General features: G+C 61.5%; 7 protein-coding genes and 1 pseudogene. All 8 read left to right on the top strand.

Annotated elements, in window-relative coordinates:
* Positions 1-303: pseudogene (locus B3605_RS00045) on the top strand (carbohydrate ABC transporter substrate-binding protein); the annotation flags it as partial.
* Positions 304-522: 219 nt separating this feature from the next.
* On the top strand, positions 523-1,428 hold the full coding sequence (locus B3605_RS00040; RefSeq protein WP_296431445.1) for a carbohydrate ABC transporter permease: 906 nt from the start codon (positions 523-525) through the stop codon (positions 1,426-1,428).
* 4 nt (positions 1,429-1,432) lie between these two features.
* The gene (locus B3605_RS00035; RefSeq protein ID WP_047512438.1) at positions 1,433-2,359 is read left to right on the top strand and encodes a carbohydrate ABC transporter permease; all 927 of its coding nucleotides are present in this window, start codon (positions 1,433-1,435) and stop codon (positions 2,357-2,359) included.
* Between the two features lie 3 nt (positions 2,360-2,362).
* Positions 2,363-3,448: an ABC transporter ATP-binding protein gene (locus B3605_RS00030; protein WP_112941710.1), complete on the top strand. Its 1,086-nt coding sequence runs from the start codon at positions 2,363-2,365 to the stop codon at positions 3,446-3,448.
* Positions 3,449-3,562: 114 nt separating this feature from the next.
* Positions 3,563-6,028 (top strand): beta-mannosidase, encoded by a 2,466-nt coding sequence (locus B3605_RS00025; RefSeq protein ID WP_112941709.1) that lies wholly within the window; start codon positions 3,563-3,565, stop codon positions 6,026-6,028.
* A gap of 41 nt (positions 6,029-6,069) precedes the next feature.
* Complete coding sequence (locus B3605_RS00020) at positions 6,070-6,831, top strand: sugar phosphate isomerase/epimerase family protein (protein WP_112941708.1); 762 nt, start codon at positions 6,070-6,072, stop codon at positions 6,829-6,831.
* Positions 6,832-6,839: 8 nt separating this feature from the next.
* A complete protein-coding gene (locus B3605_RS00015; RefSeq protein ID WP_112941707.1) occupies positions 6,840-7,973 on the top strand; it encodes a Gfo/Idh/MocA family protein in 1,134 nt (377 codons plus the stop codon).
* A 107-nt stretch (positions 7,974-8,080) separates the two neighbouring features.
* The coding region (locus tag B3605_RS00010) for an aldo/keto reductase (RefSeq protein WP_296431437.1) at positions 8,081-8,947 on the top strand (867 nt) is incomplete at its 3' end.

Here is an 8,947-nt window from a genome sequence, read left to right as displayed (position 1 = left end):
TCGAAGGCGCAGGACGTTCTCGCCAAGACGCTGCTCGATCCGAAGACCCAGGTTGCCTTCAACCTCAAGAAAGGCTCGCTGCCGGTTCGCGGTGATGTCGATCTCGAGGCTGCCAACGACTGCATGAAAAAGGGTCTCGAGATCCTGAAGAAGGGCAACATCGTCGAAGGCACCGACCAGCTGCTTTCCGCCGACAGCCAGAAGCAGAAGGAGGACCTCTTCTCGGAGTTCTTCGCCAATGCCTCGATGACGCCTGAGGCGGCGCAGAAGCGCTTTGCCGAAATCATCGGCTCCGCCGACTGATCGTCTGCTCGTACTGCCGCGATCCGGCTTTCCGCCCAGGAACGGGGAGCCGGATTTGCCCTAACCGCCAGTGGCGGCGGGCTCGTGGCAGTGCTTTCCCGGTGATTTCCGGCTGCGGAGGATGCGGCCGGAACCATCCGGGGCAAGAGACGGGAGCGGTGTCCGGCATCGGCCGCTGCTCTCGGTCAAAAAAGCAAGTGCGTGTCAGGAGGAAACACAATGACGGGTCCAGCGAAAGCCGGCCGGCCAAATCAGTTGCTGCGCAATCTGAATTCCAAAATTGCATCCATCCCGATGATCCTTACCGCCCTGGTCATCTTTCTCGGCGGTACGGTCTGGACGGTGTTCTATTCCTTCACCAACTCGAAGCTCCTGCCAAGGATGAGCTTCGTTGGTTTCGACCAATACAAGCGGCTCTGGGCCGCGCCGCGATGGATCGTGTCCATCGAAAACCTCGCCCTTTACGGCATCTTTTCCCTAATCTTCAGTCTGGTGATCGGCTTCACGCTGGCCGCCCTGATGGATCAGAAGATCCGGTTCGAGAATGCGTTCCGGACGATCTTTCTCTACCCCTTCGCGCTGTCGTTCATCGTCACCGGCCTCGTGTGGCAGTGGGTGCTCAATCCGGAATTCGGCGTGCAGTCGGTGGTGCGTTCGCTCGGCTGGACGAGCTTCACCTTCGATCCGCTCTATACGCCGAGCATCGTCATTTATGGCGTGCTGATCGCAGCACTCTGGCAGGGAACGGGCCTTGTGATGTGCCTGATGCTCGCCGGCCTGCGCGGGATCGACGAGGATATCTGGAAGGCCTCGCGCGTCGACGGCATTCCGATGTGGAAGACCTATCTCTTCATCGTCATTCCGATGATGCGCCCCGTCTTCATCACCACGCTCGTCATCATCGCGTCGGGCATCGTCAAGGTCTACGACCTCGTGGTGGCGCAGACGTCTGGTGGCCCCGGCATCTCATCGGAAGTGCCGGCCAAGTATGTCTACGACTACATGTTCCAGGCGCAGAACCTGGGGCAGGGCTTCGCCGCCTCGACCATGATGCTGACCACGGTCGCGATCATCATCATTCCATGGGCTTATCTGGAATTCGGGGGAGGGCGTAAACGTGCCTGATACCATCGCTCTCAAGACGGCTGAAGTCGCACTGGCACCGGTCAAGTCCTTCGACGGACCGAACGGCAAGAAGCCGAAGCGGGTGCTCTCGCCGCGCAACATCATGCTCTACGGCACGCTGTTCGTCGCCGCCGCCTATTACCTGCTGCCGCTCTACGTGATGATCGTCACGTCGCTGAAGGGGATGCCCGAAATCCGCATGGGCAACATCTTCTCGCCGCCGATGGAAATCACCTTCGAGCCATGGGTGAAGGCCTGGGCCACGGCCTGCACGGGCCTCAACTGCGACGGTCTCTCGCGCGGTTTCTGGAATTCGGTGCGGATCACCGTCCCCTCCGTGATCGTCTCGATCGCGATTGCCTCGGTCAACGGCTATGCGCTCGCCAATTGGCGCTTCAAGGGATCGGAGCTGTTCTTCTCGATCCTCGTCATCGGCGCGTTCATTCCCTACCAGGTGATGATCTATCCGATCGTCATCGTGCTACGTGAAATGGGGATTTATGGGACGCTGACAGGCCTGATCATCGTGCATTCGATCTTCGGCATGCCGATCCTGACGCTGCTCTTCCGCAACTATTTCGCATCGCTGCCGCAGGAGCTGTTCAAGGCCGCCCGCGTCGATGGCGCCGGTTTCTGGCAGATCTTCCTGAAGATCATGGTGCCGATGTCGCTGCCGATCTTCGTCGTCGCCATGATCCTGCAGGTCACCGGCATCTGGAACGACTTCCTGTTCGGCGTCGTCTTCACCCGGCCGGAATACTATCCGATGACCGTGCAGCTCAACAACATCGTCAATTCCGTCCAGGGCGTGAAGGAATACAACGTCAATATGGCCGCAACCATCCTCACGGGTCTGGTGCCGCTCATCGTGTATTTCGTGTCTGGACGTCTGTTCGTCCGCGGTATCGCCGCCGGCGCAGTGAAAGGCTGACCCATGAATTCAAGCGTTTCCATCAAAGACCTTTCGCTGAACTTCGGCGCTGTCAGCGTCCTCAAGGATCTCAACCTCGAGATCAATGACGGCGAGTTCCTGGTGCTGCTCGGCTCGTCCGGCTGCGGCAAGTCGACCCTGCTCAACTGCATTGCCGGCCTGCTCGATATCAGCGAGGGACAGATCCACATCAAGGGCCGCAACGTCACCTGGGAAGAGCCCAAGGACCGCGGCATCGGCATGGTGTTCCAGTCCTACGCGCTCTATCCGCAGATGACGGTTGAGAAGAACCTCTCCTTCGGCCTGCAGGTCGCCAAGATCCCGCAATCCGATATCGACAAACGCGTGGCCCGCGCTTCCGAAATCCTGCAGATCCAGCCGCTCCTGAAGCGCAAGCCGGCCGAGCTTTCTGGCGGCCAGCGTCAGCGCGTGGCGATCGGCCGTGCCCTGGTGCGCGATGTCGACGTGTTCCTGTTCGACGAGCCGCTTTCCAACCTCGACGCCAAGCTGCGTTCGGAGCTGCGCGTCGAGATCAAGCGGCTGCACCAATCGCTGAAGAACACGATGATCTACGTCACCCACGACCAGATCGAGGCGCTGACGCTGGCGGACCGTATCGCGATCATGAAGAACGGCGAAATCCAGCAGCTTGCCGATCCGACGACGATCTACAACAAGCCGAAGAGCCTTTTCGTCGCCGGCTTCATCGGCTCGCCGTCGATGAACTTCCTGCGCGGCGAGATCGCCAAGCGGGGCGATGCCACCGTGTTCACCGCCAATGGTGTCGATTTCAACGTCGATGCCTATGAGGCGAGCGGGCCGCTGCAGGCGGGCCGGAAGGTGACGCTCGGCGTGCGGCCGGAGCATATCAAGGTCAACGAGAACCTCGGCGCCGAGGTTCATGACGCGACCGTCGATATCGAGGAGCCAATGGGCGCCGACAACCTGCTCTGGCTGAAGCATGCCGGACATACGATGTCGGTGCGCATCAACGGCGCCCGCCGCTTCAGCCCGGGTTCACAGGTCAAGCTCGGCTTCGACATGTCGCTGGCGTCTATCTTCGACGCCGAGACGGAACTGCGCCTTTAGACGACTAAGCTGCGGGCGGGGCCGTCCCAAGCGGTTCCGCCCGTTCTTCCAATACCACATTCGGTCGCAGCCCGGTGACGGGTTCTCCCAAGAGCGGCCTGATCGGACAGTGCTATGACATCCTTGCCCACCAACGGGTTCAACCTCGACCTCTCAGGCTCGTGGAAGCTCACCTCCACGGATGGTGAAATCACCGCGCCGATCACGCTTCCGGGCGATGTGCATTCGGCTCTCCATGCCGCCAAGCTCATTCCCGATCCCTATTTCGGCCGCAACGAAGAGGTCGTGCAGTGGGTGGCACATCGCGACTGGTCGATCGAGCGCAGCTTCACGGTGTCGGAGCCGGATGGCGACTGGTATCTCGATATCGACTATCTCGACACGGTGGCGGCCGTCTTCATCAACGGCTCGCCGGCGCTCGTCGCCGACAACAGCTTCCGTCGCTATCGCCCGGATGTCAGCAGTCATCTGAAATCCGGCGAAAACGTCATCCGCATCGTCCTGCATTCGAGCATCGCGGCAGGTGCCGACCGGCAGGGCAAGCAGCCCTTCTACATTCCCTATTCGACCGGCAATTCGCCGATCCCCAACGGCAACATGCTGCGCAAGCCGCAGTGCCATTTCGGCTGGGACTGGAACATCGCGATCGCGCCGCTCGGGCTCTACGGCACGATCGCGCTGCGCCGCCTCGACACCGCCCGCATCGAGCATGTGACGACGCAGCAGGTGCATAATCTCGACGGTTCCGTCGATCTGAAGGTCACGGCGACGCTGTTCTCCAAGAACCCAGGCATCGTTCCCGTGCATTTCTCGCTCGACGGCGAGCGGGTGCGTCTCGATGTCGGCGTCGGCGCCGGCGAGACTGTCGTCAATCATGTGTTCGAGATCGCCAAGCCGCGCCTCTGGTGGCCTGCGGGAAGCGGTGAGCAGGCGCTCTTTGCGCTGACCGTCGATCTGCCTGCAGACGCCGTCACTAAGCAGATCGGTCTGCGCACCGTGGAGCTCATCACCACGCCGGATGCTGCCGGCGCCCGTTTCGCGCTGAAGGTCAACGGCCGCGAGATCTTCTGCCGCGGCGCCAACTGGATTCCCGCCGACGCACTGTTTTCGCTGTCGTCGCCGGAAAAGACCGAGGACCTGCTGCAATCGGCCAAGTCCGCCAACATGAACATGATCCGCGTCTGGGGCGGCGGGTTTTATGAGCATGATCATTTCTACGATCTCTGCGACCGTCTCGGCCTTATGGTCTGGCAGGATTTCATGTTCGCCTGCAACCTCTATCCCTCGACCGAGGACTTCCTCGACAATGTCGCGCTTGAAGTCGATTATCAGGTTCGCCGCCTGAACTCGCATCCGTCGATCGCGCTCTGGTGCGGCGACAACGAGCTGGTGGGCGCGCTCACCTGGTTCGAGGAATCGCGCAAGGACCGCGACCGCTATCTCGTCTCCTACGACCGCCTCAACCGGGTTATCGAGCAGGCCATGAAGAAGGCGGCGCCGGATGCGATCTGGTGGCCGTCGAGCCCGGCGTCGGGCTATCTCGACTTCGGCGATGCCTGGCATGCCGATGGCTCGGGCGACATGCACTACTGGTCGGTCTGGCACGAGAACAAGTCGTTCGACAATTACCGATCCGTTCGCCCGCGCTTCTGCTCGGAGTTCGGCTTCCAGTCCTATACCTCGCTTCCCGTCATCAAGACCTATGCCGAAGCCAAGGACATGAACGTCGCGTCGCCGGTCATGGAGCTGCATCAGAAGAATGCCGGCGGCAACGAGCGCATTGCCGGCACGATGTTCCGCTATTTCCGCTTCCCGAAGGACTTCCCGAATTTCGTCTATCTCAGCCAGATTCAGCAGGGTCTCGCGATCAAGACGGCGGTGGAATACTGGCGGTCGCTGAAGCCGCATTGCATGGGCACGATCTACTGGCAGCTCAACGACACCTGGCCTGTGGCGTCGTGGTCGAGCCTTGATTACGGCGGCCGCTGGAAGGCGATGCACTATCTGGTCAAGCGTTTCTTCCAGCCGGTCGCGGTCGCCGCCATCCCATCCGACGACGGCAAGCAGATCCGCTTCTCGCTGGTCAACGACACGCTTGATGACGTCAGCGTCGACCTGTCAATCTCGATCATCGACATGAAGGGCGAGCGCAAACACCTGAAGGATGTGCAGGCGGTCTGCACGCCTGATGCAGCGGTGACGGCTGCCAGCATCGACCTCTCCGATATCCCCTCGGGCACGCTGCTTGCCTGGCGCTTCACGGCGTCGAACGGCATGGGCGGCGAGGGGCACTATGTTGATGGCACTTACAAGGCGCTGGAGCTCGAACCGGCGGGCCTGATGGTCACGCACGAATATGTCGAAGAGGATGGCTCTGTCTGCCTCAACGTCACCGCGAAGGGACTTGCGCTCTTCGTGATGATCGAAACCGAGACCGACGGCAGGTATTCCGACAATGCCTTCGATCTGGCGGCGGGCGAGACGCGCCGCATCACCTTCACCCCGGCCACGCCGCTTGCTGGTGGCGCCCTGCCGGACTTCCGTTTCTACGACCTGCAGTCCTGTCAGTCCGTGGATTGATCCTGATTAAATGAATGGGCACGAGGCCCGAGGAGGATATTATGACGAAACTGAGTTTCCAGCTTTATAGCGCCCGCAACTTCCAGCCCTATTCGGCGATCTTCGAAAAGCTCGGCAAGGCCGGTTATCAGGAAGTCGAAGGCTTCGGCGGCATCTATGCCGATCTCGACGATGCCGGCCTCAAGGGCCTGCGCGCCGAACTCGACAAGAACGGTCTGACGATGGCGAGCGGCCACTTCAGCCCCGATTTCCTCGACGGCGAAGTGCAGAAGTCGCTGAACATCGCCAAGATCCTCGGCATGGATTCCATCTATGCGCCGCATCTGGCGGCCGATGAGCGCCCGACCGATGGCGCCGGCTGGCTGGCTTTCGGCAAGCGCTTGCAGGAAATGAGCAAGCCTTACAAGGATGCAGGCTACGAGTTCGGCTGGCACAACCACGACTTCGAATTCGTGAAGCTCGCCGACGGCTCGCTGCCGATCGAGCGCATCTTCGAAGGCGCGCCTGACATTTCGTGGGAAGCGGATATCGCCTGGGTCGTTCGCGGCGGTGCCGATCCCTTCGCATGGATCGAGAAGCTCGGGTCCCGCATCACCTCGGCGCACGTCAAGGACATCGCGCCGGCAGGCGAGAACAAGAACGAAGACGGCTGGGCCGATGTCGGCCACGGCACGCTTGATTGGCCGAAGCTCGTCGCGGCGCTGAAGGGCACCAAGACCAAGCACTACGTCGTCGAGCATGACAATCCCGCCGATATCGATCGTCTGATCACCCGCTCGATCGCATCCTTCAAGACCTACTGAGGACCATCATGACCAAGGAACTTGGCGTCGGCATCATTGGATGCGGCAACATCTCCACCACCTACTTTTCGCTGGCCCCGCTGTTCAAGGGCCTCAAGGTCGTCGCTTGCGCCGATCTCAACATGCAGGCCGCCGAAGCCCGTGCCGCCGAGTATGGCGTCAAGGCGCAGACGATCGAGGACCTGCTCACCAATGAGGCGGTTGACGTCGTCGTCAACCTGACGATCCCGGACGCGCACTTCCCGGTCTCGAAAGCGATACTGCTCTCCGGCAAGCACGTCTATTCGGAAAAGCCGCTGGTTCTCACCCTGGAGCAGGGTGAGGAGCTGCGCCGCATCGCCAAGGAGAAAAACCTCTCCGTCGGTTGCGCGCCAGACACCTTCCTCGGCGGCGCGCATCAGCTCGCCCGCAAGTATATCGACGAGGGCGGCATCGGCCGTGTCACCTCCGGCGCGTGCTATGTCATGAGCCCCGGCATGGAGATGTGGCATCCGAACCCGGATTTCTTCTTCCTGCCCGGCGGCGGCCCGATCCTCGATCTCGGCCCTTACTACATCGCCAACCTGATCAACCTGATCGGTCCGGTGAAGCGTGTGGGCGCGATGACCTCCATGGCGTCGCCGACCCGCACGATCACCAGCGAGCCGCGCAACGGCGAGACGATCCCGGTGAAGACGCCGACGACGATCCAGGCGATCCTGGAATTCGTCAATGGCGCGACGGTCACGCTCACCGCGAGCTGGGACGTCTGGTCTCACCGCCATGCCAACATGGAGCTCTACGGCACCGATGGTTCGCTCTACGTGCCGGATCCGAACTTCTTCGGCGGCGTGGTCGAGGCGAGCGGCCGCGACAAGGACATCAAGCCGCTCGATGGCTGGGAGCACCCTTTCGGCATCTCCAACCAGGAGAGCCCGCAGGGACCGCGCGCCAACTATCGTACGGCGGGTCTCGCCGACATGGCGATGGCGATCATCGAGGGGCGCGATGCGCGTTGCTCGCTCGATCGCACGCTGCACGGCGTCGACGTCATGACCTCGATCCTGAAGTCGGGCGAGGAAGGCCGCTTCATCGAACTGACGACGACCTGCACGCAGCCGGCCGCACTCGGCATCGAAGAGGCGCAGGCACTTCTGAAGTGATTGGCACTTCAGAAATAATGGGCGCTCTTGATGTGCGTGCCTAAAGGTCTATGGTCCGGCGCGGGCGACGAACCCGCGCCGTTTCTATATACGAGGGATGAGGACATATGAGCTGGCAACCGGCTTCCGACCGCTATTCGAAGATGAAGTACAACCGCACGGGCCGTTCCGGCCTGAAGCTGCCGGCCGTTTCGCTCGGCCTCTGGCACAATTTCGGCGGCGATACGCCGCATGACCGCAAGATCGACATGTGCCGCACGGCCTTCGATCTCGGCATCACCCATTTCGACCTCGCCAACAATTACGGCCCGCCTCCCGGCAGCGCCGAGACGGCCTTCGGCGAGATCATGCGCACCGAATTTGCGGGCCTGCGCGATGAGCTGATCATCTCCTCCAAGGCCGGCTACGACATGTGGCCGGGCCCCTATGGCGAGTGGGGCAGCCGCAAGTATCTGATCGCTTCCTGCGACCAGAGCCTGAAGCGCATGGGCCTCGACTATGTCGATATCTTCTATTCGCACCGCTTCGACCCGGATACGCCGCTGGAAGAAACCTGCGGCGCGCTCGACCATATCGTGCGCTCCGGCCGCGCGCTCTATGTCGGCATCTCGTCCTACAATTCGCAGCGCACCCGCGAAGCTGCCGCCATCCTCAAGGATCTCGGCACGCCGTGCCTAATCCACCAGCCGAGCTATTCGATGCTCAACCGCTGGGTCGAGGACGACAAGCTGCTCGATACGCTCGACGAGGTCGGCATGGGCTCGATCGTCTTCTCACCGCTGGCGCAGGGCATGCTGACGACGAAGTATCTCGGCGGTATCCCTCAGGACAGCCGCGCGGCGCAGAACCACTTCCTCAAGAAGGACTTCATCCGTCCTCAGATCATCGACAACATCCGCAAGCTCAACGAGATCGCGGAACGTCGTGGCCAGACGCTGGCGCAGATGGCGATCGCCTGGGTGCTGCGCGGCGAC

This window comes from Rhizobium sp. UBA1881 (assembly GCF_002338015.1).
Taxonomy (GTDB): Bacteria; Pseudomonadota; Alphaproteobacteria; order Rhizobiales; family Rhizobiaceae; genus Rhizobium.
This window is presented reverse-complemented; position numbering and strand designations above follow the sequence as displayed.